The organism is Kitasatospora sp. NPDC087271, from assembly GCF_044744605.1.
In the GTDB taxonomy this organism is placed as follows: Bacteria; Actinomycetota; Actinomycetes; order Streptomycetales; family Streptomycetaceae; genus Kitasatospora.
The window spans coordinates 89,212-115,223 of record NZ_JBIUYQ010000021.1 but is presented as its reverse complement, the minus strand read 5'-3'; the positions used below and the strand labels follow the sequence as shown (position 1 = coordinate 115,223).

The 26,012-nt window shown below is 73.3% G+C and carries 21 protein-coding genes and 3 pseudogenes; 11 read left to right on the top strand and 13 right to left on the bottom strand.

Annotation, left to right across the window (positions count from 1 at the left end):
• The first annotated feature begins 147 nt into the window (after positions 1-147).
• Entirely contained in the window at positions 148-825 is a 678-nt protein-coding gene (locus tag ACIO9K_RS29135; protein WP_400334455.1) for a GNAT family N-acetyltransferase, read from the top strand.
• Here the strand turns inward: ACIO9K_RS29135 and ACIO9K_RS29130 are convergent.
• Positions 774-1,595 (bottom strand): SGNH/GDSL hydrolase family protein, encoded by an 822-nt coding sequence (locus tag ACIO9K_RS29130; RefSeq protein WP_400334453.1) that lies wholly within the window; start codon positions 1,593-1,595, stop codon positions 774-776. The two genes, ACIO9K_RS29135 and ACIO9K_RS29130, sit on opposite strands and share 52 nt — an antisense overlap.
• A gap of 145 nt (positions 1,596-1,740) precedes the next feature.
• A pseudogene (locus ACIO9K_RS29125) lies at positions 1,741-2,094 on the bottom strand (winged helix-turn-helix transcriptional regulator); the annotation flags it as partial.
• A 96-nt stretch (positions 2,095-2,190) separates the two neighbouring features.
• On the opposite strand from ACIO9K_RS29125, the gene ACIO9K_RS29120 reads away from it, so the two are divergent.
• Complete coding sequence (locus ACIO9K_RS29120) at positions 2,191-3,405, top strand: pyridoxal phosphate-dependent aminotransferase (RefSeq protein WP_380429136.1); 1,215 nt, start codon at positions 2,191-2,193, stop codon at positions 3,403-3,405.
• 18 nt (positions 3,406-3,423) lie between these two features.
• Positions 3,424-3,756: a YnfA family protein gene (locus tag ACIO9K_RS29115; protein WP_063347058.1), complete on the top strand. Its 333-nt coding sequence runs from the start codon at positions 3,424-3,426 to the stop codon at positions 3,754-3,756.
• 99 nt (positions 3,757-3,855) lie between these two features.
• Here the strand turns inward: ACIO9K_RS29115 and ACIO9K_RS29110 are convergent, their stop codons facing one another.
• The 3 genes from ACIO9K_RS29110 to ACIO9K_RS29100 form a co-directional block, all read right to left on the bottom strand.
• Positions 3,856-5,523 (bottom strand): metallophosphoesterase family protein, encoded by a 1,668-nt coding sequence (locus ACIO9K_RS29110; RefSeq protein WP_350886400.1) that lies wholly within the window; start codon positions 5,521-5,523, stop codon positions 3,856-3,858.
• Between the two features lie 195 nt (positions 5,524-5,718).
• Positions 5,719-5,973: a hypothetical protein gene (locus ACIO9K_RS29105; RefSeq protein ID WP_063347060.1), complete on the bottom strand. Its 255-nt coding sequence runs from the start codon at positions 5,971-5,973 to the stop codon at positions 5,719-5,721.
• A gap of 150 nt (positions 5,974-6,123) precedes the next feature.
• Positions 6,124-6,528: a (2Fe-2S) ferredoxin domain-containing protein gene (locus tag ACIO9K_RS29100; protein WP_350886398.1), complete on the bottom strand. Its 405-nt coding sequence runs from the start codon at positions 6,526-6,528 to the stop codon at positions 6,124-6,126.
• 118 nt (positions 6,529-6,646) lie between these two features.
• Between ACIO9K_RS29100 and ACIO9K_RS29095 the strand changes: the two genes are divergently transcribed.
• Complete coding sequence (locus ACIO9K_RS29095) at positions 6,647-6,997, top strand: metalloregulator ArsR/SmtB family transcription factor (RefSeq protein WP_063347062.1); 351 nt, start codon at positions 6,647-6,649, stop codon at positions 6,995-6,997.
• Between the two features lie 21 nt (positions 6,998-7,018).
• Here the strand turns inward: ACIO9K_RS29095 and ACIO9K_RS29090 are convergent, their stop codons facing one another.
• Positions 7,019-8,674 (bottom strand): FAD-binding dehydrogenase, encoded by a 1,656-nt coding sequence (locus ACIO9K_RS29090; protein WP_400334449.1) that lies wholly within the window; start codon positions 8,672-8,674, stop codon positions 7,019-7,021.
• A gap of 311 nt (positions 8,675-8,985) precedes the next feature.
• Between ACIO9K_RS29090 and ACIO9K_RS29085 the strand changes: the two genes are divergently transcribed.
• A complete protein-coding gene (locus ACIO9K_RS29085) occupies positions 8,986-9,924 on the top strand; it encodes an SGNH/GDSL hydrolase family protein (protein WP_400334447.1) in 939 nt (312 codons plus the stop codon).
• Positions 9,925-9,984: 60 nt separating this feature from the next.
• On the opposite strand, the gene ACIO9K_RS29080 is transcribed toward ACIO9K_RS29085, so the two are convergent.
• A complete protein-coding gene (locus ACIO9K_RS29080) occupies positions 9,985-11,106 on the bottom strand; it encodes a HoxN/HupN/NixA family nickel/cobalt transporter (RefSeq protein WP_350886390.1) in 1,122 nt (373 codons plus the stop codon).
• 352 nt (positions 11,107-11,458) lie between these two features.
• On the opposite strand from ACIO9K_RS29080, the gene ACIO9K_RS29075 reads away from it, so the two are divergent.
• The 3 genes from ACIO9K_RS29075 (at position 11,459) to ACIO9K_RS29065 (ending at position 15,188) form a co-directional block, all read left to right on the top strand.
• Complete coding sequence (locus ACIO9K_RS29075; RefSeq protein WP_400334445.1) at positions 11,459-12,403, top strand: hydrolase; 945 nt, start codon at positions 11,459-11,461, stop codon at positions 12,401-12,403.
• Between the two features lie 175 nt (positions 12,404-12,578).
• The gene (locus tag ACIO9K_RS29070; protein WP_400334443.1) at positions 12,579-14,447 is read left to right on the top strand and encodes a CocE/NonD family hydrolase; all 1,869 of its coding nucleotides are present in this window, start codon (positions 12,579-12,581) and stop codon (positions 14,445-14,447) included.
• A 48-nt stretch (positions 14,448-14,495) separates the two neighbouring features.
• Positions 14,496-15,188: an aspartate/glutamate racemase family protein gene (locus tag ACIO9K_RS29065; RefSeq protein ID WP_400334441.1), complete on the top strand. Its 693-nt coding sequence runs from the start codon at positions 14,496-14,498 to the stop codon at positions 15,186-15,188.
• Positions 15,189-15,237: 49 nt separating this feature from the next.
• Here the strand turns inward: ACIO9K_RS29065 and ACIO9K_RS29060 are convergent, their stop codons facing one another.
• Together ACIO9K_RS29060 and ACIO9K_RS29055 are read right to left on the bottom strand one after the other, a co-directional pair.
• The gene (locus ACIO9K_RS29060; RefSeq protein ID WP_363619026.1) at positions 15,238-15,636 is read right to left on the bottom strand and encodes a type II toxin-antitoxin system VapC family toxin; all 399 of its coding nucleotides are present in this window, start codon (positions 15,634-15,636) and stop codon (positions 15,238-15,240) included.
• Positions 15,637-15,703: 67 nt separating this feature from the next.
• Positions 15,704-16,162 (bottom strand): MarR family winged helix-turn-helix transcriptional regulator, encoded by a 459-nt coding sequence (locus tag ACIO9K_RS29055; protein WP_400334439.1) that lies wholly within the window; start codon positions 16,160-16,162, stop codon positions 15,704-15,706.
• Positions 16,163-16,292: 130 nt separating this feature from the next.
• Between ACIO9K_RS29055 and ACIO9K_RS29050 the strand changes: the two genes are divergently transcribed.
• A complete protein-coding gene (locus ACIO9K_RS29050) occupies positions 16,293-17,549 on the top strand; it encodes an alpha/beta hydrolase (RefSeq protein WP_363619023.1) in 1,257 nt (418 codons plus the stop codon).
• 78 nt (positions 17,550-17,627) lie between these two features.
• Here ACIO9K_RS29050 and ACIO9K_RS29045 read toward each other — a convergent pair.
• The 3 genes and pseudogenes from ACIO9K_RS29045 to ACIO9K_RS29035 all read right to left on the bottom strand — a co-directional run.
• Positions 17,628-18,347 (bottom strand): annotated as a pseudogene (locus ACIO9K_RS29045) (putative Ig domain-containing protein); the annotation flags it as partial.
• 213 nt (positions 18,348-18,560) lie between these two features.
• Positions 18,561-19,157, bottom strand: a pseudogene (locus tag ACIO9K_RS29040) (serine protease); the annotation flags it as partial.
• 281 nt (positions 19,158-19,438) lie between these two features.
• Complete coding sequence (locus ACIO9K_RS29035) at positions 19,439-20,389, bottom strand: hypothetical protein (RefSeq protein ID WP_400334437.1); 951 nt, start codon at positions 20,387-20,389, stop codon at positions 19,439-19,441.
• Positions 20,390-20,545: 156 nt separating this feature from the next.
• On the opposite strand from ACIO9K_RS29035, the gene ACIO9K_RS29030 reads away from it, so the two are divergent.
• Positions 20,546-21,664: an alpha/beta hydrolase-fold protein gene (locus ACIO9K_RS29030; protein WP_363619020.1), complete on the top strand. Its 1,119-nt coding sequence runs from the start codon at positions 20,546-20,548 to the stop codon at positions 21,662-21,664.
• Positions 21,665-21,778: 114 nt separating this feature from the next.
• Entirely contained in the window at positions 21,779-24,295 is a 2,517-nt protein-coding gene (locus ACIO9K_RS29025; RefSeq protein WP_400334435.1) for an ArnT family glycosyltransferase, read from the top strand.
• A gap of 107 nt (positions 24,296-24,402) precedes the next feature.
• Here ACIO9K_RS29025 and ACIO9K_RS29020 read toward each other — a convergent pair whose 3' ends face one another.
• Positions 24,403-25,974, bottom strand: a complete 1,572-nt coding sequence (locus tag ACIO9K_RS29020) for an alpha/beta hydrolase (RefSeq protein ID WP_363619018.1) — start codon at positions 25,972-25,974, stop codon at positions 24,403-24,405.
• Positions 25,975-26,012: the final 38 nt, after the last annotated feature.

Sequence of the window (26,012 nt, the reverse complement as noted above, 5' to 3'; positions counted from 1 at the left end):
TCCAGCGTGGGCACCGGCCGTCCGGTGCGTCGAGCTGCCAAGCCTACTGGGCACTGGCCACACCCGCCCCACCATCGGTAAGGTGTCAACTGGCAGTGCACCTATTACGACGTGCGCGCCCATCGCATATGGCATACGGGGGTAGGAGTGCAGGACCCGAGCATCAACGAACTCGTCCGGATGTGGATCGCCGGCTGGAGCGTCTCGCGCGGCGCGGCCGAAGCGGTGGACGAGCCCTGGGGCTGGACGATCGACGTCGGCGTGGTCGGCCACGTCGCCCGGCACGTGCTGCCCGAGCCGGCCGAGCCCGACGTCCGCAAGATCGCCGAGGCCACCACCGCACCGGGCACCTGGCTGAAGCTGTTCACCGAGGACACCGTCGCCCGGCCCTGGCTGGGCCCGCAGTGGCGGCTCGACCAGCCGGGGTACCTGATGACCGTCCCGCTGAGCGCCGAACGGCCGGAGGTGCCGGCCGGCTACACGGTGACCACCTGGACCCGGGGCGGGACCGTCCGGACCCTGGTCCGCACCGAGGCCGGACACCTCGCCGCACGCGGCCAGGCGGGACTGGCCGGCCCCGTGGCCGTCCCGGACCAGATCCTGACCGCGCCCGAGCACCGGCGCCGGGGCCTGGGCGCCCTGGTGATGCGGACCCTCCAGAGCGCCGGGCACGAGGCGGGCGCCGACACCGCCGTCCTGGTCGGCACCCCGGACGGCCGGGCGCTCTACACCTCGCTCGGCTGGACCACCCGCTCCCCGATGGCGAGCCTGGTCTACGAGCCCGCGGCCGTGCCCGCCGCCGGAGCCGAGTCCGGAGCCGAGTAGGGCAGCAGCTCGGCCCGCTTCGGCGGCCGGCCGTCGCCGGAGGAGCGCCCGGTGAGCCGGCGGCCGATCCACGGCCCCAGGTGACCGCCCAGCCAACGGGCGTCGGCGCGCAGCCGCTCGGCCCGGCCGGGCGGGGCGGCGGGCGGCAGCGGGGCTCGCCAGTCGAAGGCGGCGGGGCGGCCGAGCGCCTCCAACACCCCTTCGGCGACCCGGCGGTGGCCCTCGGGCGACAGGTGCAGGCGGTCCTCGCCCCAGAGCCGGCGGTCGTCGAAGCAGGGGGCGGCGAACAGGTCGACGACGGCGACGCCCTCGTCCTGGCCGAGCTCGTGCACGAAGGCCTTCATCCGCAGGATGGCCGGGAGCAGCCGGGCGCTGCCCGCCATCCTGCGGGTCGGGTCGGTGCTGGTGAACAGCACCACGGTGGCGCCGGTGGCGCGCAGTTCCTCGGCGCAGCGGCCGAGCAGCCGCTCGACCCGGGCGATGTCGCAGCCGGGGCGCAGCGCGTCGTTGAGGCCGCCGACGAGGGTCACCAGGTCGGCGCCCATCGCGGTGGCGGCGGGGAGCTGCTCGTCGTGGATCTGGCCGATGAGTTTGCCGCGGACGGCGAGGTTCGCGTAGCGGAACCCGCCGTCAGCGCCGGCCTCGGCGGCGAGCGCGTCGGCGACCCGGTCGGCCCAGCCCCGGTAGTGGCCGTCGGGCAGCAGGTCGTCGCACATGCCCTCGGTGAAGGAGTCCCCGACGGCGACGTAACTGCGGTAGGTGGTGGGCACGGGCGGTCTCCGCTCTCCTCCGATGGCTCCGTGGCCCGACGATGCTACGCGCGGCCGGTCCGGGCGTCGGCAGCGGACCCGGCACCGACACCGGCATCTGCGCCTAACCCGCGACGGGCGCCCCGTCGTCCGCCGCGCTGGGGGTGAACCAGTGCTCGCGGACGGCGTCGGTGGGCCGCTGCTCGCCGAGGGCGGGCAGGCCCCACTCCCCCAGCGCCTCGATCACCGGGCGCAGTTCGCGGCCGCGTTCGGTGAGCTCGTAGACCGTGGCGTTGGCGGGCCGTTCGAGCCGGCGGCGCAGGGCCAGGCCGTCGGCCTCCAGCTGCTTGAGCCGGGCGGCGAGGATGTCGGTGGAGACGCCGGGCAGGTCGGCGTGCAGGTCGGTGTAGCGGCGCGGGCCGCCGAGGAGTTCACGGACGATCAGGAGGCTCCAGCGCTCCCCCACCGCGTCCAGGGCGCGGGCGACGGCGCAGTACTGGTCGTAGCTTCGGCGTGACATGCGGATCAGCATAGCCAAAAGGTTGGACTTTCCAAGTGCCAACTTGGTAGAACAAAGCATCAGCAACGATGCGGTGGTGACGGTCGGGAGGCCACAGTGGAGTTTCGGCAGTCCAGCAAGCTGAACAACGTGTGCTACGAGATCCGCGGCCCGGTGGTCGACCAGGCCAACGCCCTGGAAGAGGCCGGGCACAGCGTGCTGCGGCTGAACACCGGCAACCCGGCCCCGTTCGGCTTCGAGGCGCCCGAGGAGATCATCCAGGACATCATCCGCAACCTACCCAAGGCGCACGGCTACAGCGACTCGCGCGGCATCCTGCCCGCCCGCCGCGCGGTGGTGCAGTACTACCAGCAGCGCGGCGTGACCGGAGTCGGCGTCAACGACGTCTACCTCGGCAACGGCGCCTCCGAGCTGATCCAGATGGCCGTCACCGCGCTCGTCGACGACGGCGACGAGGTGCTCGTCCCGATGCCGGACTACCCGCTGTGGACGGCCGTGGTCCGGCTGGCCGGCGGCAAGGCCGTGCACTACCTGTGCGACGAGCAGGCCGACTGGTACCCGGACCTCGACGACATCGCCGCCAAGATCACCGCCCGCACCAAGGCCATCGTCGTCATCAACCCCAACAACCCCACCGGCGCGGTCTACCCGAAGGAACTGCTGGAGGGCATCCTCGACCTGGCCCGCCGCCACCAGCTGATGGTCCTGGCCGACGAGATCTACGACAAGATCCTCTACGACGACACCGAGCACCACTGCCTCGCCGCCCTCGCCGACGACGTCCTCACCCTCACCTTCAACGGCCTCTCCAAGGCCTACCGGGTGGCCGGCTTCCGCAGCGGCTGGCTGGTCGTCTCCGGGCCCAAGCAGCACGCCGCCGACTACCTGGAGGGCCTGACCATGCTCTCCGGCATGCGGCTGTGCCCCAACGTGCCCGCCCAGTTCGCCGTCCAGGCCGCGCTCGGCGGCCACCAGTCCATCAACGACCTGGTGCTGCCCGGCGGTCGGCTCACCGAACAGCGCGACGTCGCCTTCAAGGCCCTCAACGAGATCCCCGGCGTCAGCTGCGTCAAGCCCAAGGGCGCCCTGTACGCCTTCGCCCGGCTCGACCCGGCGGTGCACCGGATCGTCGACGACGAGCAGTTCGTGCTGGACCTGCTGCTCCGCGAGAAGATCCACGTCGTCCAGGGCACCGGCTTCAACTGGCCCCGCCCGGACCACTTCCGCTTCGTCACCCTGCCCCGCGCCGACGACCTGGAGACGGCCATCAACCGCATCGGGCGCTTCCTCGCGACGTACCGCCAGTCCTGACGCCTAGGCTTGCCGGTCATGACCGTCCTGCGTTCCGTCGCCCTGTTCGTCGTCGCCGCCCTCGCCGAGATCGGCGGCTGCTGGCTGATCTGGCAGAGCGTGCGCGAGCAGCGGCCGTGGTGGCTGGCCGGGCTGGGGGTGGTGGTGCTCGGCGGGTACGGCTTCGTCGCGGCGCTCCAGCCGGACAGCCACTTCGGCCGGGTGCTGGCCGCGTACGGCGGGGTGTTCGTCGCCGGGTCGCTGCTCTGGGGCGTGGTCGTGGACGGCTTCCGGCCGACCCGCTACGACGTGGTGGGCGCGCTGGTCTGCCTGGCCGGGGTCGCGGTGATCATGTACGGGCCCCGGCGCTGAGCGCACTGGGCCCTCCACGCACGGGGTTCTCCACGCACGGGGCCCCGGCGTCGAGGTGCGGACTCCTCGACGCCGGGGCCCGGCGAGCCGGTTCGGGGACTACCAGCCCCAGCCGCCGCCCTGACCGTCGTCGTCGTGGTCCGAGTCCCAGCCCTCGCCGACCTTGCGCAGGATCGTGTAGTTGTCGATCTGCGTGCCGTCCTCGGCCAGCGCGGTCACCTTCATGGACGACTTCTGGCCCAGGTGGGCCGGGGTGACGTCGACCTTGATGAAGGAGTAGCCGGTGTAGCGCACCCGCGACCACTGGATGGTCTCGGGGACCTTCACCTTGCCCTTCCCCCAGTAGTAGGTCTTCACCTCGTCCTGGTGGTTCTCGTGCCCCTCGTAGGTGTCCGGCACGTCGAACTTGTACAGGCTGCGGCCGGCCGCGCCCGCGGTCACGTAGACGACGCCGTCCTTCGCCGGCTCGATGGTGGCGCCGCTCGGCACCTGCTTCGAGACCTTGTTGCCGAGGATCGCGTCGGTGCGCTCGTAGATGTGGTTGTGGCCGTTGATGACCAGGTCCACCCGGAACTTCTCGAACAGCGGCACCCAGGCCTCGCGGACGCCGCCCTCGGAGGCGTGCGCGACGGTGGTGGAGAAGGCGCAGTGGTGGAAGAAGACCACGACGAAGTCGATCGTCTCGTCGTTGCGCAGGTCCTTGAGGGTGCGCTCCAGCCACTTGGTCTGCTTGTTCGCCGAGATCCCCAGGTTGGCCGGGATCTCGTAGGAGACGTCGTTGGCGTCGAGCGAGATGACGCCGACGTTCTTGTAGCGGAAGGTGTAGACGCCGGGGACCTTGCGCGGGTCCGGGCCGTTGTCCGGGAGGAAGAAGCGGGTGTTCTCGCCGCCGTACCCGTTGGGCGAGTACCAGGCCTCGATGTCGTGGTTGCCGTAGGCGACCATCCACGGCACGGTCGCCGCGACCGTCTCGGTCTGGACCAGGAAGTCGTCCCAGGTCCTGGCGTTGTACACGGACTTGTCGGGGTCCGTGCCGGAGCCCGCCGGGTCGGCGTAGCAGATGTCGCCGGCGTGCAGGTGGAAGGACGGCTTCTGGGCCAGGATGACGTGGTCGTTGCCGGCCGCGTGCGAGCTGACGCCCTGGTCGCCGAAGGCGGTGAAGGTGAACGGCTCGTAGACCTTGCCCCAGCGGTGGTCGCGGGAGGGCGCGGTGCGGAAGGTGTGCAGGGTGGAGATCTGCTGCTGCGAGGCCGGGTCGAAGCCCTCGTGGCCGACACCGTAGTAGTAGGTGGTGTCGGGGTGCAGGTCCTCCAGCGCCACGTGCAGGTAGTACTGGTCCACCGGCTGGCTGTTCGGGCTCAGCGCCGGGGTGTGCAGGGTGCGGACCTCGGCCTGGAGCTTGTGGCTGAGCTCCCACGGGGTCTTGCCGTAGCGCAGGAACGGCTTCTTGACCGGCGCCGGGACCTGCCAGGAGATGCGGAACTGGGTGTCGGGCTCGGGGCCGAACTGGAGGTGGCGCCCGATCGGCGCGACCAGCGAACCGTCGACGCCGGCCGTCGTGGCACCGGTCAGCAGCTGCGGGCTCGCCGGCGCGGCGAAGGCCGTTCCGCTGCCCAGCGCGCCGCCGACGGCGACGGCGCCGACGGTCACGGCGCCGGCGCGCAGCATCCGGCGGCGGGAGAAGCGGGCCCGCAGGTACTCGTGCTGCTCGGCCGTGCTCATGCGGTCGGCGAGCTTGGCCGGTACGCCCATGTGAGGGATATCCATGCGCGGGACTCTTCCAGCGGCGCGTTGACCGCACACGGACGCGGGGTGAACGGGCCGCAGCGCGCCGCCCATTCGAACACCAATGTTCGACCATGATCAGGTAAAGGACGCGCCCGCACCGGGCCGACCCCGGATCATGGCCGCCGCCGGCGGCGCGGCCTGAGCCACCGTCGGCGCCGCCGCGGCCGGGGGCGCTCAGCCGGAGGGCTCGTCCCAGGTGGAGGGGGACCGGTTGCCGGTGCCGTCGCAGGTGCGGCAGATCTCGTCCCGGTAGGCGTGCTTGGCGCCGGTCGCGTCCACCCGGTAGCGGACGTACACCCCGGTGCCGTCGCAGAGGAAGCAGTTGCCGCCCCCGCCGCCCACCTCGGTGGTCCCGGTGCCCTGACAGGTCCGGCAGCTGAGACCGGCGGTCCGGCCGGTGCCCGCGCAGATGCGGCAGACCGTCGTCATCGTCGTCCTCCCTGGGCGGAACCGCTGGCAGCCACCGGTCATGCTAGTGGGACCGCCGAGGGCGGCGTCCAGCGGATCCTGCTCGGCCGCCGGATCGGCCAACCCCGCTGCGTCCCAACCGTGATGAGGACGGTTCGGCTCCACCGTCCGCTACTCCGCCAGGCCTTCGCGGACCCGGCGGGACACCGAGATGAGCTGGAGGTCGAGCAGTCCGGGCGGGTCGGCCAGCCCGGGGCCGCCCGCGTGCACCCAGGCGGCTATCTCGTCGATCATGTCGTCCGCCAGCACGAAGCCCAGCCAGACCGGGCGCCCGCCCGCCGCCCGCCCCTCCCCGGAGGGGCCGACCACCACCACGTTGGACTGGGTGCACACGTCCAGGCACTTGACCGCGCGGACCCGGCCCGCCGTGCCCACCGCGGCCCGCAGCCGCTCGTACTGCCCGGCGTGGTCCACCCCCGGGTGCTTGGCCTCGGTGCCGCAGCAGCAGCCCCGGCAGACGGTGACGGTCACCGGGGAGGCGGCCGCCTGCTTGCGGTCCCGGTCTCGGCGGCTCATCGGCTCTGGAACTCCTCCTGGTCACGGGGCACGCTGCACGCGCAGCCTACCCGTCATGCCGAGAACCACTGCCGGGTACCGGGTGCCGGGGTTCGGCGGCGGTCCGTAGGATGCCCCCATGGGACACGCGACCACCGAGAAAGCCGTACCGCGGATGCGCCTGGACGCCTCCAACGCGGCCAAGGTCGCGACCACCCTCCAGGCGCTGGCCACCCCGTCCCGGCTGCTGATCCTCGCCGAACTGCGCGAGGGCCCGCGCGCGGCGACCGAACTCGCCGACGCCGTGGGCATGGAGCAGTCCGCCTGCTCCCACCAGCTGCGGCTGCTGCGCAACCTCGGCCTGGTCGTCGGCGAGCGCCGGGGCCGCTCGGTGGTCTACTCCCTGCACGACGACCACGTCGCCGCCCTCCTCGACCAGGCCGTGTACCACGTCGAGCACCTGCGGCTGGGCCTCACCGACGAGCGCTGAGGCCGCACCCGCCCCGGTCCCCTACGCCGTCGCCTCCGCCGCCGCGCGGCCGGCGGTGCGGCCGGAGAAGAGGCAGCCGCCGAGGAAGGTGCCCTCCAGGGAGCGGTAGCCGTGGACGCCGCCGCCGCCGAAGCCGGCGGCCTCGCCGGCGGCGTAGACGCCCGGGAGGGGTTCGCCGTCGGGGCGCAGGACGCGCGCGGAGAGGTCGGTCTCCAGCCCGCCGAGGGACTTGCGGGTGAGGATGTTGAGCCGGACGGCGATCAGCGGGGCGGCGCCGGGGTCGAGGATGCGGTGCGGCGGGGCCACCCGGATCAGCTTGTCGCCGAGGTAGCGGCGGGCGCCGTGGACGGCGGTGACCTGGAGGTCCTTGGCGAAGGGGTTGGCGAACTGCCGGTCGCGGGCCTCGACGGCGCGGCGCAGTTCGGCGGGGTCGATCAGCGATTCGCGGGTCCTGGCGTTCATGCCGCGGGCGAGGTCGGCGAGGTTGCTCGCGACGACGAAGTCGGGCCCGTGCCGCAGGTGGCTCCGGACCGGACCGGAGGCGCCGGGCAGGGCGCGGCCGAGGACGCCGCGCACGGACTTCCCGGTCAGGTCCGGGTTCTGCTCGGAGCCGGAGAGGGTGAACTCCTTCTCGATGATGCGCTGGTTGAGCACGAACCAGGTGTGCCCGTAACCGGTGGACATGATGTGGTCGAGCGTGCCGAGGGTGTCGAAGCCGGGGAAGAGCGGGACGGGCAGCCGGTTGCCGCGCGCGTCCAGCCAGAGCGAGGACGGGCCGGGCAGGATGCGGATGCCGTGCCGGGCCCAGATCGGGTCCCAGTTCTCGATGCCCTCGGTGTAGTGCCACATCCGGTCGCCGTTGATGAGGCTGGCGCCGGCGTCGCCGGCGATGCCGAGCATCAGCCCGTCGACGTGGGCGGGGACGCCGGAGAGCAGCTTGGCGGGCGGGGTGCCGAGCCGGGCGGGCCAGGCCTTGCGGACGAGGTCGTGGTTGCCGCCGATGCCGCCGGAGGTCACGATCACGGCCTGGGCGCGCAGTTCGAACCGTCCGGCGGCCTCGCGCGAGCTGGCCTCGCCGCGGGCCGCCGGACTGGGCACCAGCACCTCGCCGGTGACGGTGTCGGTGACGCCCGCGGTGGCGGCCAGGCCGGTGACCCGGTGCCGGAAGCGCAGGTCGACCAGCCCGCGGGCGGCGGCGGCGCGGACCCGGCGGACGAAGGGCTCCAGCAGTCCGGGCCCGGTGCCCCAGGTGATGTGGAAGCGGGGCACCGAGTTGCCCGGGCCGTCCGCGAGGAGGCCGCCGCGCTCGGCCCAGCCGACGACGGGGAAGAACCGGACGCCCAGGCCGTGCAGCCAGGAGCGCTTCTCGCCGGCCGCGAAGTCGACGTAGGCCTCGGCCCAGCGGCGCGGCCAGGCGTCCTCGGGCCGGTCGAAGCCGGCGGTGCCGAACCAGTCCTGGCGGGCCAGGGCGTGCGAGTCGCGGATCCGCATCCGGCGCTGCTCGGGCGAGTCGACCAGGAAGAGGCCGCCGAAGGACCAGTGCGCCTGGCCGCCGAGCGAGGCCGCGGGCTCCTGGTCGAGCAGGATCACCTTCCGTCCGGCGTCGGCGAGTTCGGCGGTGGCGGCGAGTCCGGCGAGTCCTGCTCCGATGACGATGACGTCGGCGTCCAGGGCCATGCGCAGTCCTCCGTCGCGGCGAGCGGGACGGCGCGCGCGGGGTGGGCGCCGTCGCTGTGCGCCCGATACTGCGGCCTGCGGTGACGTCCGGTCAACCGGCCGGTAACAACCGACTGCGGCAATTCCGCTCCACACCGTTTCGGAAATGTCCTCGATACACGGCGGAGCGAAATGCGAAATGCGATCTGACGGAATTTCGGAAATTTCCGCGCACGGCATGGACGTCCACGAAACCAACAAGTAACTTACCTGCGAGTAGCCGCGGCCCGGCACGACCCCCACCCGTCGTTTCTCTCCCCCCAGGAGGAACCGTGCTCCCCCCTGCCCGGAAACCCCGATACCTGCGCAGCTCCACCGCGCTCGCCTCCGTCGCACTGGGCGCCGCCCTCGCGCTCACCTCCACCAGCGCCCAGGCCGCCACCCCGGCGCCCAAGCACCTCGTGGCGCTCGGCGACTCCTACGCCGCCGGCGCGGGCGTGCCCGGCCAGTCGGCCGGCCTGTGCCTGCGCTCCGACCGCAACTACGGCCACCTGGTCGCCGCCGCCCTCAAGGCCGGCGCGTACACCGACGTCACCTGCGCCGCCGCCAAGGTCAAGGCCATGACGCAGCCGCAGTACGACGCCTTCATCCGGGTCAACGACCCGCAGCTGGACGCGGTGACCCCCGACACCGACCTGGTCACCCTCGGCATCGGCGGCAACGACCTCGCGGCCAGCGACCTCGGCCTCGGCGAACTCGTCGCCACCTGCATCGCCGGCGCGGTCGTCAACCCGCTCGGCACGCCCTGCAAGGACGTCTACCACCACGGCTACTGGGACTGGAGCAGCTGGTCCTGGCAGTACGGCGACGACGACCTGGCCGAGCGGATCACCGGCAGCATCGCGCCGCAGGTCGCCGACACGCTGCGGCGCATCCACGCCAAGGCGCCGCGGGCCCGGGTGCTGCTGGTCGGCTACCCGTCCGTGCTGCCCGCCGACGGCCGCTCGTGCATCCTGCGCCAGCCCGTGACCCCGGGCGACGTCGAGTACATGCACGGCGTGCTCGACAAGCTGAACGCCGCGCTCAGGAGCACCGCGGCGGCCGGCGGCGCGACGTACGTCGACACCGCCACGCCCACCGCCGGGCACGACGTGTGCTCGGACGACCGCTGGATCGAGGGCGCGCTGCCCGGCTCGCCCGCCGTGCCGTTCCACCCGAACGCCACCGGCGAGAAGGTGATGGCGGACGCGGTGCTCGCCGCGCTGCGGTAGGCCCCGGAACGCCGAGGGGGCGGCGACCGGACTCCGGTCACCGCCCCCTCCGCCCCGTCGCTACTCCGACTTGGCGGCCGCGGCGGCCAGGCCGGCCGACCACTTCTCCTCGACCTTGCCGAACTTCCAGTAGGCGATCGCCGCGACCCAGGTCAGCACGAACAGGCCGACGATCGCGTAGCCGACGAAGTTGAGGTCCAGCCCGCCGATCCAGGCGATCGGGCCGCTGGTGATGTCCAGCTTCTCGCCGAGCAGGCCGATCAGCTCGACCAGGCCGATCACCAGCGCGACCAGCACCGACAGGCCGGTGACGGTCAGGTTGTAGTAGATCTTGCGGACCGGCTTGGAGAAGGCCCACTCGTAGGCGAAGTTCATGAACGAGCCGTCGATGGTGTCCAGCAGGCTCATCCCGGCCGCGAACAGGATCGGCAGCGTGAGCAGCGCGTACCAGGGCAGCGAGAACGCGGCCGCGCCGCCGGCCAGCACCAGCAGCGACACCTCGGTCGCGGTGTCGAAGCCGAGGCCGAACAGCAGGCCCACCGGGTACATGTGCCAGGGCTTGGTGACGGCCCTGGTCACCCGGCCGAGGATGCGGTTCATCAGCCCGCGCCGCTCCAACTGGCGCTCCAGCTCGGCCTCGTCGTACTCGCCCACGCGCATCCGGCGGAACACCTTGAGGATGCCGTTGAAGGCGCCCAGGTTGATCAGGCCGAGGAGCAGCAGGAACGTCCCGGAGACGGTGGTGCCGATCAGGCCGGTCATCGTGTGCAGGGTCGAGTCGTCCGCCTCCACCTGGTCGGCGAGCGAGCGGATGCCGAAGGCGAGCAGCGCGCAGAGGCCGAACACGATCGAGGAGTGCCCGAGCGAGAACCAGAAGCCGACCGACAGGGGCCGCTTGCCCTGGCCCATCAGCTTGCGGGTGGTGTTGTCGATCGCCGCGATGTGGTCCGCGTCGAAGGCGTGCCGCATCCCGAGGGTGTAGGCGGTCAGGCCCATGCCCGCGCCGAACACCTGGCCGCCGACGTCGTAGTGCTCGGGCGCGACCAGCGCGAGCAGGGTGAACCAGCCGACGACGTGCAGCACGAGGATGAAACCGCCCATCCCGGCCAGGCGCATCCACTCCTCCCGGGTGAGCCGGTCACGCCATCTGACGGGCGAGGCACCTGCGGCGGGGCTGGACATCCTGTGGTCCTTTCGGGTGGTCCGGGCGAAGCTGGGCCATCTTTCCCCCCTCGGGGAAGCAGTTGCAAGTCATGTGCAAATGCCGGACGGCGGCGAACGGAGGCGGGCGGGCGCAGGAGGGGGCGCGTGACGGCGGCCGCGCTCCTCCCGGCGGGGGGTTTCACCGCCTCCTCCGGCAGGGGTTTCACCGCGCCCCGGCGAGGGCTTCACCACCCGCCCCCGTTCGTCATGGACCGTACAAATCCTGGTAACCCCGGAAGCCTTCCGGTCGCCGCTCTACGCGCGGATACTCCCGTTCTACGCGCGAAAACTCGGGCGCCGAAAGCCTCAACCCCCCACGGAGGAACGGCACATGACGATCAGTATCCGAACCGTCGCCGCACTCGCCGGCACCGCCCTGCTCACGGCCGGCCTCACCGCCGCCGCCCCCACCGCCACCGCCCGGCCCGCGGCGACCAAGGCCGCCACCGCCGGGCACCGCGTGCTGTTCGACAACAGCAAGGCCGAGACCGCCGGCAACGCCGACTGGATCATCAGCACCAGCCAGCCCGACCCGCTCGCCCAGAACCCCAACCCCACCACCGAGAAGAGCTGGACCGGCGCGCTGTCCGCCTGGGGCGTCGCCCTCCAGAAGACCGGCCAGTACAGCCTCAAGACCCTCCCGGCCGGCTCCACCATCAGCTACGGCACCGGCGCCGCCCTCGACCTCGCCAACTTCGACACCTTCGTCCTGCCCGAGCCCAACATCCGGCTCAGCGCGGGCGAGAAGACCGCGATCATGAAGTTCGTCCAGAACGGGGGCGGGCTCTTCCTGGTCTCCGACCACACCAACAGCGACCGCAACAACGACGGCTGGGACTCCCCCGCGATCATCAACGACCTGATGACCTCCAACGGGGTCGACACCAAGGACCCCTTCGGCTTCTCCGTCGACCTGCTCAACATCACCACCGACAACCCGCGCGCCGTCAACGCCCCCGCCGACCCCGTCCTGCACGGCACGTTCGGCACCGTCACCGGCTCCATCCTGCGCAACGGCACCACCTTCACCCTCAAGCCCGCCGACAACCCCACCGTCAAGGGCCTCGTCTACCGCACCGGCTACAGCGGCAGCACCGGCGCGTTCTTCGCCACCAGCACCTACGGCAGCGGCCGGGTCGCCATCTGGGGCGACAGCTCCGCCATCGACGACGGCACCGGCGAGGCCGGGAAGAAGGTCTACAACGGCTGGGACGACCCCGCCGGCACCAACGCCGCCCTCGCCCTCAACGCCACCGCCTGGCTCTCCAAGGCGTAGCCACCGCGCGCGCCCCCCGCCGGGAACGCACGCCCCTCACCGGGAGTGCACGCCCTTCGTCAGGAAATCGGACGATTCCTCCCCTAGGGTCGAGATGCCGACACCCGCGGCGCGCTCCCCGTACGCGCCGCGGACCCTCCGGCGCTCACCGGCCCGGGATCCGATGGGAGCGGCCATGCCGTCCTACCCCTTCCGCACCACCCGCGAGGACGTCCGCATCCCGCTGCCCGACGGCACCCGGCTGGCCGCCCGGCTGTGGCGCCCGGTCAGCGACGAACCCGTCCCCGCCGTGCTGGAGTACTCCGCCGGCCGGCTCACCGACCGCACCGCCGCCGAGGACGCCCGCCGCCACCCCTGGTACGCCGGCCACGGCTACGGCGCCGTCCGCGTCGACACCCGCGGCCACGGCAACTCCGACGGCCTGCCCGGCGAACCCGGCGGCGGCCAGGAGCTCGACGACGGCGCCGCCGTCCTCGACTGGCTCGCCCGCCGCCCCTGGTGCAGCGGCCGGGTCGGCCTGCTCGGCGTCGGCGCCGCCGGCACCACCGCCCTGCTGCTCGCGGCCCGCGCCCCCGACACCGTCGGCGCCGTGGTCACCGCCTGCCCCGAAGGCGGCCACCGCCTCGGCGGCGCCCTGCTCGCCGCCGACCTGCACACCCGGCTCACCGCCCTGGTCGCCGACGCCGCCCTCCCGCCCGACCCCCGGCACGTCGGCGACGCCTGGCGCACCGGCTGGCTGGCCCGCCTCGAATCCCTGGACCCGCCCGTCGACGCCTGGCTCGCCGCCGGCGGGACCACCGTCCCCGTCCCCGCCCCCACCTTCGCCGTCGCCGGCTGGGGCGACCCGTCCTGCTCCTTCGTCCTGCGCCTGCTCGCCACCTCCCCCACCGCCCGCGCCCTGCTCGGCCCCTGGCCGCACGGCCTGCCCGAGGACACCCTCCCCGAGACCCTGCGCTGGTGGGACCACTGGCTGCGCGACCTCGACACCGGCGCCCTGGCGGAGCCCGCCCTGCGCAGCTGGATCGACACCCGCTGGACCGGCGAGGAGACCTGGCCCTCCCCCGACGTCCGGGAGATCCACTACGGCCTCGACGGCCCGCTGCGCACCGCCGGCACCGCCTCCGACGACCGCCACGTCCGCGTCCGCTCCCCGCAGCACACCGGCCTCAACGCCGGCGCCTACGTCCCGCGCGGCCGCCCCGCCGACCAGCCGCCCGACCAGCGCGAGGAGGACGGCCGCTCGGTCTGCTTCGACTCCCACCCGCTGCCCGAACCGGTCGAAGTGCTCGGCACCCCGACCGTACGGCTGCGCCTGCGCGAGGGCGGCCCGCCCGCCCAGATCACCGCCCGGCTCTGCGCCGTCGGCCCGGACGGCACCTCCACGCTGCTCACCCGGGGCGTCCTGGTCGCCACCGGCCCCGACGCGGACGTCGAGCTCGCCGCCTGCGCCGGCACCCTCCCGGCCGGGCACCGGCTGCGGCTCGCCCTCTCCTCGGTCTACTGGCCGTGGGTGTGGCCCACCCCGGACGACGCCGGCTACGCGCTCGACCCGTCCCGCTCCGCCCTCACCCTGCCCACCCGGCACCTCGCCGCCGACGTCGGCGCCGCCCCCGTCGCCTTCGAGGCCCCCGCCCTGCCCGAGCCGCTCGACATCCACCGCACCGAGCCGCTGACCGCCCGGCCCGAGCACGTCACCGTGCACGACATCGGCCGCCGGGAATGGCGCGCCGAACTCTCCCCCGCCACCGACGGCAGCCGCACCCACCCCGACGGCCTGGTCCGCGACGAGCACACCGTCACCGCCTACCGGGTGCTCACCGGCGCCCCGCTCAGCGCCCAGGCCCGCACCGACCACACCGTGCGCCTCGAACGCCCCGACATCGGCTGGGACGTCACCGTCCAGACCCGCACCCAACTGCGCTGCGACGCCGGGCACTTCCTCAGCATCGTGCAGCTGCGCGCGCTGGAGGCCGGTTCGGTGGTGTTCGCCCGGGAATGGCAGCACCGCGTGCCGCGCTGGATTCCGCAGGACGATTCCAAGTAATCCTTATACCTTTGCTTTCAATTCCCGAATTGCTTTATAAATGGCGGCATGAAGACCCTCGGCCTGATCGGCGGCATGAGCTGGGAATCCACCGCCGAGTACTACCGCCTCCTCAACGAGCTCACCCGCGACCGCCTCGGCGGCCTGCACTCCGCGCCGCTCGTGCTGTACTCGGTCGACTTCGCCGCCATCGAACGGCTCCAGGCCGACGGCCGCTGGACCGAGGCCGGCGAGGTCCTGGCCGGCGCGGCACGGTCCCTGGAGGCGGCCGGCGCCGAACTGCTGCTGATCTGCACCAACACCATGCACAAGGTCGCCGACCAGGTCGCGGCCGCGACCCCCGTCCCGCTGCTGCACCTCGCCGACGCCACCGCGGACGCCGTCCGGGCCGCCGGACTGCACCGGATCGGGCTGCTCGGCACGGCCTTCACCATGGAACAGGACTTCTACCGCGGCCGGTTGGCCGCCCACGGCCTCGACGTCCTCGTCCCCGGCCCCGGCAGCCGCGCCCTGGTCCACCGGGTGATCTACCAGGAGCTGTGCCTCGGCCTGGTCCGCGAGGAGTCCCGCGCGGCGTACCGCCGGGTGATCGACGAACTGGTGGCCGCCGGCGCCCAGGGGGTCATCCTCGGCTGCACCGAGATCGAACTGCTCGTACGCCCCGAGGACAGTGCCGTCCCCACCTTCCCCACCACCCGCCTGCACGCCGAAGCCGCCGTCACCGCCGCCCTGGCCCCGTGACGGCCCGGCGGGTCGGGGGCCCTCGCGCCGGGTCGGCGGCGGCATCGCCCTAGGCGGTCAGGGCCTCGACGGGGGCGACGGCCACCAGCTCCTCGGCGGCGCGGGCGACCTCCAGGTCGAGCGTGATGAACGCGTCGGCCTGAAGCCGGGTCAGCGCGATGTACTCGGCGTCGAGGGTGTCGGGCCAGCCGAGGCGCTCGGCGATCCCCCAGGCGGTGGACTGCAGGACGCGGTCCCCGAGGAGCCGGATCCTCAACGCGCGCAGGTAGTCCAGCCGGCGGTCGGCCTCCGCCCTGGTCAGCCCGCCCTGGCGGACGGCCTGGTAGAGGAGCGACAGCACCTGCGAGCGGAGCAGCGTCGGGGCCAGCAGCCGGTGCTCCTGCGGGATGACGGCCCGCTCGCCGGCCAGGCGCAGCGCCACGGCCGGCGCGATCACGTACTTGGTCACGGGCGCTCGCCTCCGGAAAGGGCCTCGCGCGACCTTGCCGCGCCTTCCGCAGGGTAGGCCCTCCCGGTCAGAGCCGGTCGTAGATGGCGGCCAACTGCCGGAGCACGTCGGTCGCGGCGTCCAGGGCGGGGGCATCGTGGTGCGCCAGTGCGGTGTCGAGCGCCCGCGCCAGGGTGGCCTGGCGTTCGTCGTGGCGGCGCCGGCCCGCGTCGGTGAGGGCGACCAGGACGGACCGCTTGTCGCCCGGGGGGCGCTCCCGGGCGACGTAGCCGGCCGTGGCGAGGTTGTTGACCAGCTGGGTGGTGGCGGCGCTGGTGGTCTCGGTGGCGGCGGCGAGCTGGCCGATCGACAGCGGGCCCGTCTCGGCCAGGACGCGCAGGGCCCGGGCGTGGGTGAGGGAGAGCGCGCCGGGGGTGCGGGTGGCGCGTCCGCGCAGTCGGGAGTCGGCGGCGCTGAGGCTGTAGGCGGCGCGGGCGAGCTGGTCGAGGGCCTGCTCGCGGGCCGGGGTGGGTTGGGGCTGCGACATGGGGGCGGCCTCCGTGGCTCGTATCGACGGTCGGGTTGACAACAGAATATCCTAAGTACTTAATAGATAAGTACTTAGCGACTCGGCGGCACAGCCACCGAGCCCCCTATCGACACGGAGGACACCTGTCATGACCGTTCGTTCGACCGGACAGAACTGGGCCCTGGACATCGCCCTCGCCCAGGGCGGCTTCGACGCCCTGCACCCCCAGGCCAAGGGCACCCTGGAGCAGCTCGGCCACGACCACACCGACTTCGACAAGGTCTTCGCGCTGGTGCAGAGCGGCGTGATGCTGCCCAAGGCCTGGGCCACCATCGCCGGGCAGGCCGAGGAGCGCGCCGCCCACCACGAGCGCGGCGGCTTCGCCCAGACCGCCGCCGACCTCTACGTACGCGCCTCGGTGATGTGGGGCCGCGCGCAGTACTCGATCTTCGACGCCGCCGACCCGCGCAAGCTCGCCTTCCGCGAGCACGCCAACCACTGCGTGGAGCGCCTGGGCGCGCTGCGTGACAACCGGGTGCGCCGCGTCGTCCTCGACTTCGAGGGCAAGCAGATCTTCGCCCTGCTGCACCTGCCGGCCGGTGAGGTCCGCAACGCCCCCGCGGTGATCCTCGGCCCGGGGATGGACATGATCAAGGAGGACTACATCCACGCGGCGGAGCGGTACTACACCTCGCGCGGCATCGTGGCCCTGTCCATCGAGGGTCCGGGCCAGGGCGAGAGCCGGGCCAACGGGCTGACCGTCGACCTCACCAACTACGAGCGCGCGATCAGCCGCTACATCGACCACCTGGCCTCGCTGCCCGAGGTCGACGCGGCCCGCATCGGCATGTTCGGCATCTCGATGAGCGGCTACTGGGGCTCGCGCGCCGCCGCCACCGACCGCCGCCTCGCCGCGCTGGCCGCCTTCGAGGCCGTCACCGGCGACTTCACCACCATCTTCGAGCGCGCCCAGCCGACCTTCAAGAACAACTACATGTACATGGCCGGCTACACCGACGAGGACGCCTTCGACACCGAGCTGGTCGCCCGGATGCCGCTGGGCGACCTGGTCCGGGAGATCGCCTGCCCGGTCGTCTACGGCATCGGCGAGTTCGACGAACTCACCGTGCTGGAGCAGGCCCTGGCCAACTACGAGCGCATCCGCGCGCCCAAGGAGATGCGCGTCTACGAGAACGAGTTCCACCCGCTGGGCGGCACCGCCGCCGAGGTCTTCCGCTTCGGCGCCGAATGGGTCGAACGCGCCCTGAACGGCGAGCTCGCCGAGCCCGGCCGCGACGTCCGGCACTACGTCCACAGCGACGGCCGCACCACCGACGGCACCGCCAACCCCACCTGGTGGCTCGGCACCACCCCGGCCGTGATCGCCGACGCCCGCCGGGCGTGACACCGGGCGGCCTCCGGCGCGCACGGTCCGGCCCCGGGGTGTGGGAGCCCCGGGGCCGGACGGTGTGCTGGTGGTGCGTCAGCCGGTCTGGATGGAGGTGTCGTCGATCACGAAGCTCGTCTGCAGCGAGGCGTCCTCGGTGCCGGTGAACTTCAGGGTGACGCTCTGGCCCGCGTAGGACGAGAGGTCGAAGGTCCGCTGCTGGTAGCCCGCCGCGGCGTCCGCGTTGGAGTACGTCTTCAGCGTGGTGCCGTTCACCGACACGGCCAGCTTGTCGTACGCGGTGCTGCCCGACTCAGCCGTGTCGATGTGCAGCCAGAAGCTCAGCGTCGCCTTGCAGCCCGCCGGGATCGTCACCGTCTGCGCCAGCGTGTCGGTGTGCGAGGAACCGTAGCCGTTCAGCCACGCCTTCCACGAACCACCGTGCGCCGCCTGCGAGGAACTGTTGTCCACCACGCCGGAGCTCGTCGTCCACGGCGCCGCCGAGCCCGTCTCGAAGCCCGCGTTGCCCAGCAGCTGCGCCGGCGTGCAGGTGCCGCCACCGCCACCGGTCACCGTCCACGCGAAGCTCGCCGTACCCGACTTGCCCGCCGAGTCCTTCACCGTCACCGTCACGTTCGACGAACCCGCCGTGGTGGCGGTACCGGTGATCGCACCCGTGGAGGCGTTGATCGCCAGCCCGGCCGGCAGGCCCGTCGCGCTGTACGACAGCGGCGCGGCACCACCGGAAGCGTTGATCTGGAGGTTCACCGCACCGCCGACCGCGGTCGACTGGTTGCCCGGGCTGCTGACGGAGACCGCGCCGCTGCCGGCCGGCTTGGTGAGCAGGCAGCCCGCCACGTTGAGGTCGATGACCCGGCCGTTGCCGAGGCAGGTGGTGAACCAGTAGGTCTCCTCACCGTAGCTCTGGCCCTTGGTGGCCGTGGTGGTGCCGTCCGCGGCGACCTCGCACGGGTTGTCCAGGGTGCACATCTCGCCGTTGTCGTTGCCGGTGTTGTTGATGCCGATGATCCGCCCGCTGGCGGAGTCGATGATCGGCGAACCGGAGGTGCCGTGCGTGGTGTTGCAGCCGGAGCTGTAGCGCAGCGAGTCGTGCCAGGTCCACTGGTCCTCGCGCAGGGTGGGCACGAACCCGTTGACGGAGCAGTTCCACACCTGCTTCCAGTACGAGGAGGGTATGTACATCGCGGCGCCGTCGGTCGGGTGCGTGTCGTTGACGGTCAGCGCGGTGGCGCCATACTTGGAGCTGATCGAGCCGTAGGTGTCGGTGAGTTGGTAGAGCGCGACATCGGTGCCGGTCATGGTCGCGTAGACGACCTTGTCGGCCTGGACGGTGCCGAGGCTGTTGCCGGCGCCGTCCAGCAGGGTGCCGCTGCGGCTCGCGCTCGCGTTCTGGATGACCTGGCCGGCCGTGGGCATGGTCGGCAGGCAGTGGCCGTTGGTGAGCATCAGGGCCCGGTCGCCGGCCACCGAGGTGGGGTAACGCACCAGCGAGGCCGAGCAGTTGCTCAGCGCGATGGTGGAGGTCAGGTCGCTGGCCTGGACGGCGTGCGCGGGGACGGCGGCGAGGGTCAGCCCGCCCGCGACGACGGCGCCGACGCCGGCCATCGCGGCAAGTCTCTTGAACATGGCTCTCCTTGTGGGGGATCGCGGGGTGTACGACTGGTCGCCGAGGCCCGCGCCGCACGAAAGTGCCATGGTCACTTCAAGTGGTCAACCGTATTGGCCGAACTCGCCGACGGCAATCGGCCGTTGCGGCCCGGGGCGGCAACCATCCGCCCCGGTATGCCCGTTAAGGGCGGGCGCGATGGCACCCCACGGCACCGGCCGTGCCCGCCCGCCCGCCGGAGCGCCATGTCCACCCGTCGGCCCGCCCGCTCCGGCTACGGCTAGGGCTGCGGGAAGGAGTCCGCTTCCACCTCGTCGGTCTTGGCGTTGCCGCCGACCGTCGGCTGGAGGGTGATCGACCAGGACGTCGCGGTGCGCCCGGTCTCGAACGCCAGCGTGTCCTGGAACTTGGTGAACCGGCAGCTCTGCGTGAACGCCTTCGCGTCGGAGTCCCAGTCCACCCCGCCCGCGAAGTACACCTCGTACGTGCCGTCCTCGACGCCCTCGATACTGGCCTTCTGCCCCTTGGCCACGTACACCGAGTGCACCGACTTGCCGTTCAGCGCGAGCGAGACGACCGCGTCCCCCCTGCCGCCGTTGTCGACCTTGAACACGCCCTGGCCGCGCAGCCGCCCCTCGCGCACCAGGGTGCCGTTGTCCAACGAACGGGACTGCTGCTTCGGGGTCTGCGGGACGGCGAAGGTCGTCGGGTAGCCGGCCGCCGCCATCTTGGCCAGGGCCGCCGACACCGCCGCCAGGCCCTCCGAGGCGCCCAGCTCGGCCTGCGCGGAACCCACCGCGCAGACGCCCCTGCTCTTGATGTCGCCGCGGACCTTCGTCGCGTCGGCGGCCAGCGAGGTCAGCGCCGCCACCAGCTCGGTCCGCGCCGTGGTGACCGCGGCCGGTTCGTCCGCCAGGCCCAGGCTCCGCCCGGCCGTCCGCGCGCTGGTGGCGATGCCGCCGAGCACGCCGTCGAGGTCCCCCAGGGTCTTGGCCCCGGCCACCTGGCCGAGCGCGGTGTTCACCGGGTCGATGTTCGTACCGAGCACCGGGCCGTACGGCGGCGGCGTCGGGGTGGGGGTCGGGGTCCGCGTCGGAGCGGGCGGGGCCGGGGCCGCGCCGGTGGACGGCCCGCCCGCGGCGCTCCCCCCGCCGCCCCCGGTGCCGCTGGAGCAGGCCGCGAGCAGCAGTACGGTGCCGACGGCCAGACCGGCCTTGGTGATGGACTTCATGAACCCCGCCCCCGTGACGCCCCGCGCACACAACGTGCACGTGTCCGCCGCCATGCTGGCGGGCCCGCCCGGCGCGGTCAACCGGATTCCGAGGGCGTGCGGAGGGCGTGCAGGGGGCGCCCGGGGGCGCTGATCGAGGTCAACTACGATCGGGGCGTGCTCAGCCTCACCGGACTCCCCCTCCAGATCGTCGCCTCGGTCGTCGCGATCCTCGTCTTCGGCGCCACCATGTGGCTCTGGCCGCGCTTCGGCGGGAAGGGCTGGAAGTCCTGGACGGGCCGGCTCGGCGCCTTCCTCGCCACCCAGATCGCCGTGCTGGTCGCCATGGGCCTGATCGCCAACGGCTACTTCGGCTTCTACAGCTCCTGGAGCGACCTGCTCGGCACCGACGGCAAGCCGGGCACGGTCGTCGACCACACGCCGAACGCCTCCGTGGCCGTCACCGGCGAGCAGAAGTTCTACTCGGCCCAGGGCTCCGACCGGGAGCGCTCCGGGCTGATCCAGCAGGTCGCCGTCAAAGGAGCCTCGACCGGCCTGAGCACCGAGGCGTTCGTCTACCTGCCCCCGCAGTACTTCCAGCCGGACTACGCGCAGCAGCGGTTCCCGATGGCCCTGGTGCTCACCGGCTACCCGGGCACCCCGGAGAAGCTGATCTCGCTGATGCAGTACCCGGCCTCCACCCTCACCGCGATCGAGCAGAAGAAGCTGCCGCCGACCGTCCTGGTGATGATGCGCCCCACGGTCGTCGGAAACCGGGACACCGAGTGCGTCGACGTGCCGGGCGGCCCCCAGGCGGAGACCTTCTTCACCACCGACCTGCCCAAGGCGCTCGCCACCACCTACCGGCTCGGCACCGACCCGGCGAGCCGCGCCGTGATCGGCAACTCGACCGGCGGCTACTGCGCGCTCAAGTTCGCGATGCGCAAGCCCGACTCCTACCGCGCGGCGGTCGCGCTCTCCGGCTACTACAGCGCGGCGCACGACGAGACCACCGGCGACCTCTTCGGCGGCAACGACCAGCTGAAGCAGCAGAACGACCTGCTGTGGCGGCTGAAGAACCAGCCGGCCGCCCCCGTCTCCCTGCTGCTCACCACCAGCTACGACGAGAACAACTACGCCGACACCCAGGCCATGGTCGGCGCCTTCAAGGCCCCCACCAAGCTGTCCACCATCACCCTGGACACCGGCGGCCACAACTTCCACACCTGGACCCGGGAGATCCCCCCGGCCCTGGAGTGGCTCGGCCAGCACCTCACCATGCCGAAGGCCGCCTGACCGATCCCCCGGCGGCCCGCCCGATCACCCGATCACCCGAACGCCCCGCAGATCACACCCGTCTCACAGCGTCGTCTCACGCTCCTCTCAGCCACACCACGCACGGTATGGCGCATGACCACGACCAGCTACTCCACTCCGGCCGGCGAACCGTGGCCCGAGGCCGCGGACTTCCCGCCGCCGGAGGTGCCGCGGCCGGACCCCGACCGGCCGGACCCGGCGCCGCTCTTCCCCGAGCAGCCCCTGCCGCCCACCGGCCCCAAGGGCCCCGCCTCCTGGTCCGGCCGGCTGCGCACCCTCCCCGCCCGCGCCTGGCGCGGCCGCGCGGACGACCCGCGCTGGGTGCGGCCGGCCCTGCTGGCACTGCTGGCCGCGACCGTCGTCCTCTACCTCTGGGGCCTGAGCGCCTCCGGCTGGGCCAACGCCTTCTACTCGGCCGCCGTCCAGGCCGGCAGCCAGAGCTGGAAGGCCTTCTTCTTCGGCTCCTCCGACGCCGGGAACTTCATCACCGTCGACAAGCCCCCGATGTCGCTGTGGCCGATGGCCCTCTCGGTGCGGGTCTTCGGCCTGTCCTCCTGGTCCGTGCTCGCCCCGCAGGCCCTGATGGGCGCCGCCACCGTCGGCGTCGTGTACGCGACGGTGCGCCGGCGCTTCTCCCCGCTCGGCGGCCTGCTCGCCGGGGCCACCCTGGCGCTCACCCCGGTCGCGGCGCTGATGTTCCGCTTCAACAACCCCGACGCGCTGCTGGCCCTGCTGCTCACCCTGGCCGCGTACGGGCTGGTACGGGCCATCGAGGCGGCGGGCACCCGGTGGCTGGTGTTCACCGGGGCGATGTTCGGCCTGGCCTTCCTCACCAAGACCCTGCAAGCCTTCCTCGTGCTGCCCGCCTTCGCGCTGGTCTACCTGGTCGTCGCGCCCACCGGCCTGTGGCGGCGGGTGCGGCAGCTGCTGCTCGCGGGCGCGGCCATGGTGGTCGCGGGCGGCTGGTGGGTCGCGGTGGTCGAGCTGCTGCCGGCCTCGGCCCGCCCGTACGTCGGCGGCTCGCAGGACGACAGCTTCCTCTCCCTCACCTTCGGCTACAACGGCCTCGGCCGGATCAACGGCGACGAGACCGGCAGCGTCGGCGGCGGCGGGCGGCTCCCGGCCGGGCTCGACCTGCCGGCCGGGGCGATGCGCGGCGGCCGCGGCTGGGGCCAGAGCGGCCTCACCCGGCTGTTCGGGAGCGACATCGGCGGACAGATCGCCTGGCTGCTGCCGGCCGCGCTGATCCTGCTGGTCGCCGCCCTGTGGGCGACCCGCCGCTACGCCCGCACCGACACCGCCCGCGCGGCGTTCCTGGTCTGGGGCGGCGCGATGCTGTCCACCGCGCTGGTGTTCAGCTTCATGTCCGGGATCTTCCACCAGTACTACACGGTGGCGCTCGCCCCGGCCGTCGCGGCGCTGGTCGGCATGGGCGTGGACGGCCTGTGGCGGGCCCGGCACCGGCTTCCGTGGGCGCTGGTGCTGGCCGGCACCCTCGCGGTGACGGCGGTGTGGGCGTTCGTCCTGCTCGGGCGGAGCGCGGAGTTCCTGCCCTGGCTGCGCTGGGCGGTGCTGGTCGGTGGGCTGGTGGCGGCGGCCGCGCTGGTCGCCGGACAGCTGGCCGGGCGGGCCGACGGGCGGCTCGGGGCCCGGATCGCCTCGGTCGCCGGCCTGGTCGGCCTGGCGGCGGCGCTCGGCGGGCCGGCCGCGTACGCGGTGGACACCGTCGGCACGGCGCACAGCGGCTCCATCGTGACGGCCGGGCCGGCCGTCCAGGGCGCCTCCGGCCCGGGCGGCGGCGGCCGGCACGGCGGGCAGGGCTTCCCGGGCAACGGGCGGGCGTTCCAGCCCGGCCAGAACGGCGGCGGGCAGAACGGCGGCTGGCAGAACGGCAGCGCACCCGGCTTCCCCGGCGGGGGCGGCGGGCAGAACGGCGGCCGGCCGGGCGCCCAGGGCGGGGGCAACGGGTTCAACGGCGGGGGCAACGGCGGCCAGGGCGGCTTCAACGGCGGCAACGGCGGCTGGCCGGGCGGCGGTTCGGGCAAGGGCCCGGGCGGCGGCAACGGTCACCGCGAGCGCGGCACGGGCGCCAACCCCGACACCGGCAACCCGGGCACCGGCAACCCCGGCAGCGGCGAGGATCCCGGCGCCTTCGGCCCGGGCGGCGCGGGCGGCCCCGGAGCGGGCGGCATGGGCGGCGCGGGCGGCATGGGCGGCCTGCTCGGCGGCACCAAGGTGAGCGAGGAGGCCTCCGCCCTGCTCAAGGAGAACGCCGACCAGTACACCTGGGCGGCCGCCACCAGCGGCTCGCAGAACGCCGCCAGCTACCAACTCGCCACCGGGAAGCCGGTGATGGCCCTCGGCGGCTTCAACGGCACCGACCCCTCGCTCAGCCTGGCCGGCTTCCAGAAGTACGTCCAGGAGGGCAAGGTGCACTGGTTCATCGCCGGCGGCTCCCACCGCGGCTTCGGCGGGGCCGAGAGCGGACGGGGCGACACCGGGGAGAAGGAGTCGGAGACCTCCCAGATCGAGAGCTGGGTGACGAGCCACTTCACCGCGAAGACGGTCGGCTCCACCACCTTCTACGACCTGACGGCCCCGACGTCCTGACCGTCCGACCTCCTGACCGTCCCACCCCAGGGGGCGCACCGCAGCCGGCGGTGCGCCCCCTTCGCGTTGCCCCCTGGCCAGCCCCCGTCAGCCCCCGTCAGCTCCCGTCAGGCGGACGGGCAGTGCGTCCCGGCGGCGGGCAGCGTGCCGTCCACCAGGAACGCGGCCACCGCGTCCCGCACGCACCCGCTCTTGTCGTAGCCGGTGTGCCCGTCGCCGTCCCGGGTGAGCAGGACGGCGTCGGCGAGGGCGGAGGCCATCCGCTGCGCCCACGGGTACGGCGTGACCGGGTCGGCGGTGGAGCCGACCACCAGGATCGGGGCGCTGCCCTCGGCCCGGATCCGGGCGGGCCGTTCGGCGGTGCGGTACGGCCAGGAGCGGCAGTCCGGGGCGAACAGCGCCGCCGAGGTGTCGTGCCGGCTCATCAGCGGGGCGCGGGCGGCGAGTTCGGCGCGGTCGGTGCGCAGGTCCCCGGCGCCGGGGGCCATCAGGGCGTCCGCGCAGCTGATGGCGACGAAGGCGTCCGCCGCGGTGGAGTATCCGCCGTCCTCGGCGCGGCCGTTGGCGCCGTCGGCGAGGGCGAGCAGTTCGGCGGCGTCGCCGCGGGTGATCGCCGGGTCGAGGGCCTGGCGCAGCCGCTCCCAGGAGCGGTGGCCGTCGTAGAGGGTGTCGAGGGTGCCGTTCCAGGCCAGGGTGGCGGTGAGGCGGCGGCCGTCGGCGGCGGGCAGCGGGTGCGCGCGCAGGCCGTCCAGGAAGTCGGCGAGCCGCTGCGGGGCGGCGGCGCGGTCGCGGCCGAGCGGGCAGCCGTCGCGGCCCGCGCAGTCGGCGGCGAAGTCCCGCAGCGCGGTCTCGGTGGCGGCGGCGGCCTCGACGTTCATCCGGACCGGGTCGAGGCTGCGCTCGAAGGCGCCGTCCAGGGCGAGGCGGCCGGTGCGGGCGGGGAACTCCTCGGCGTAGAGGGCGCCCAGGTAGGTGCCGTAGGAACTGCCGAGGAAGTCGAGCCGCCGTTCGCCCAGGGCGCCGCGCAGCACGTCCAGGTCGCGGGCGGTGTCGCGGGTGGAGAGGTGGGGCAGCAGCGTGGCGTACCGGGCCTGGCAGGCGTCGGCGAGCACCCGGCCGCGGTCGTAGCCGGGGTCGTCGGTGCTGGTCCACTCGTCCCGGGTGCGGTCGTCGAGGCAGTGCACGGGGGTGGTGCGGCCGGCGCCGCGCGGGTCGAAGCCGACCAGGTCGAAGTGGTCGGAGAGGGTGCCGCGGTAGTCCTCCCAGCCCCAGACGACCCGGTCCACGCCGGAGTTGCCCGGCCCGCCGGGGTTGAGCACCAGTGCCCCGATCCGCCGGTCGGCCTCGGTGGCGCGGATCCGGGAGACGGCGACGTCGATCGTCTCGCCGCCCGGATCGGCGTAGTCCAGCGGGACCTTGAGTCCGGTGCACTGCGCGACCGGCTCCCCGGCCGGGCGCTCGGGCCGGTCCGGGCAGTCCTTCCAGTCCAGCGGCTGGAGGTACAGGGCCGCGAGCGCGGGGGCGGCCGTGCCGGGCACCAGCTCCTGGGGCCCGGCCGCGGCCGCGGTGCCGGGCCGGCGGGCGCCCGGGTCCGACGGCCCGGTGCAGCCCGCGGCGAGCACGAGGAGGGCGACGGTGAGCAGGGCGCGGAGCGGGCGCCGGGGGTTCGACGAGTGCACCGCCCACGAATACCACCCGGCGCCCGCTCCCGTCACAC

Coding starts and splice junctions, on each gene's coding strand:
- ACIO9K_RS29115 (WP_063347058.1), top strand. CDS start 3,424: ATGACCGTCCTGCGTTCCGTCGCCCTGTTCGTCGTCGCCGCCCTCGCC.
- ACIO9K_RS29110 (WP_350886400.1), bottom strand. CDS start 5,523: ATGGATATCCCTCACATGGGCGTACCGGCCAAGCTCGCCGACCGCATG.
- ACIO9K_RS29105 (WP_063347060.1), bottom strand. CDS start 5,973: ATGACGACGGTCTGCCGCATCTGCGCGGGCACCGGCCGGACCGCCGGT.
- ACIO9K_RS29100 (WP_350886398.1), bottom strand. CDS start 6,528: ATGAGCCGCCGAGACCGGGACCGCAAGCAGGCGGCCGCCTCCCCGGTG.
- ACIO9K_RS29095 (WP_063347062.1), top strand. CDS start 6,647: ATGGGACACGCGACCACCGAGAAAGCCGTACCGCGGATGCGCCTGGAC.
- ACIO9K_RS29090 (WP_400334449.1), bottom strand. CDS start 8,674: ATGGCCCTGGACGCCGACGTCATCGTCATCGGAGCAGGACTCGCCGGA.
- ACIO9K_RS29080 (WP_350886390.1), bottom strand. CDS start 11,106: ATGTCCAGCCCCGCCGCAGGTGCCTCGCCCGTCAGATGGCGTGACCGG.
- ACIO9K_RS29075 (WP_400334445.1), top strand. CDS start 11,459: ATGACGATCAGTATCCGAACCGTCGCCGCACTCGCCGGCACCGCCCTG.
- ACIO9K_RS29070 (WP_400334443.1), top strand. CDS start 12,579: ATGCCGTCCTACCCCTTCCGCACCACCCGCGAGGACGTCCGCATCCCG.
- ACIO9K_RS29065 (WP_400334441.1), top strand. CDS start 14,496: ATGAAGACCCTCGGCCTGATCGGCGGCATGAGCTGGGAATCCACCGCC.
- ACIO9K_RS29055 (WP_400334439.1), bottom strand. CDS start 16,162: ATGTCGCAGCCCCAACCCACCCCGGCCCGCGAGCAGGCCCTCGACCAG.
- ACIO9K_RS29050 (WP_363619023.1), top strand. CDS start 16,293: ATGACCGTTCGTTCGACCGGACAGAACTGGGCCCTGGACATCGCCCTC.
- ACIO9K_RS29035 (WP_400334437.1), bottom strand. CDS start 20,389: ATGAAGTCCATCACCAAGGCCGGTCTGGCCGTCGGCACCGTACTGCTG.
- ACIO9K_RS29025 (WP_400334435.1), top strand. CDS start 21,779: ATGACCACGACCAGCTACTCCACTCCGGCCGGCGAACCGTGGCCCGAG.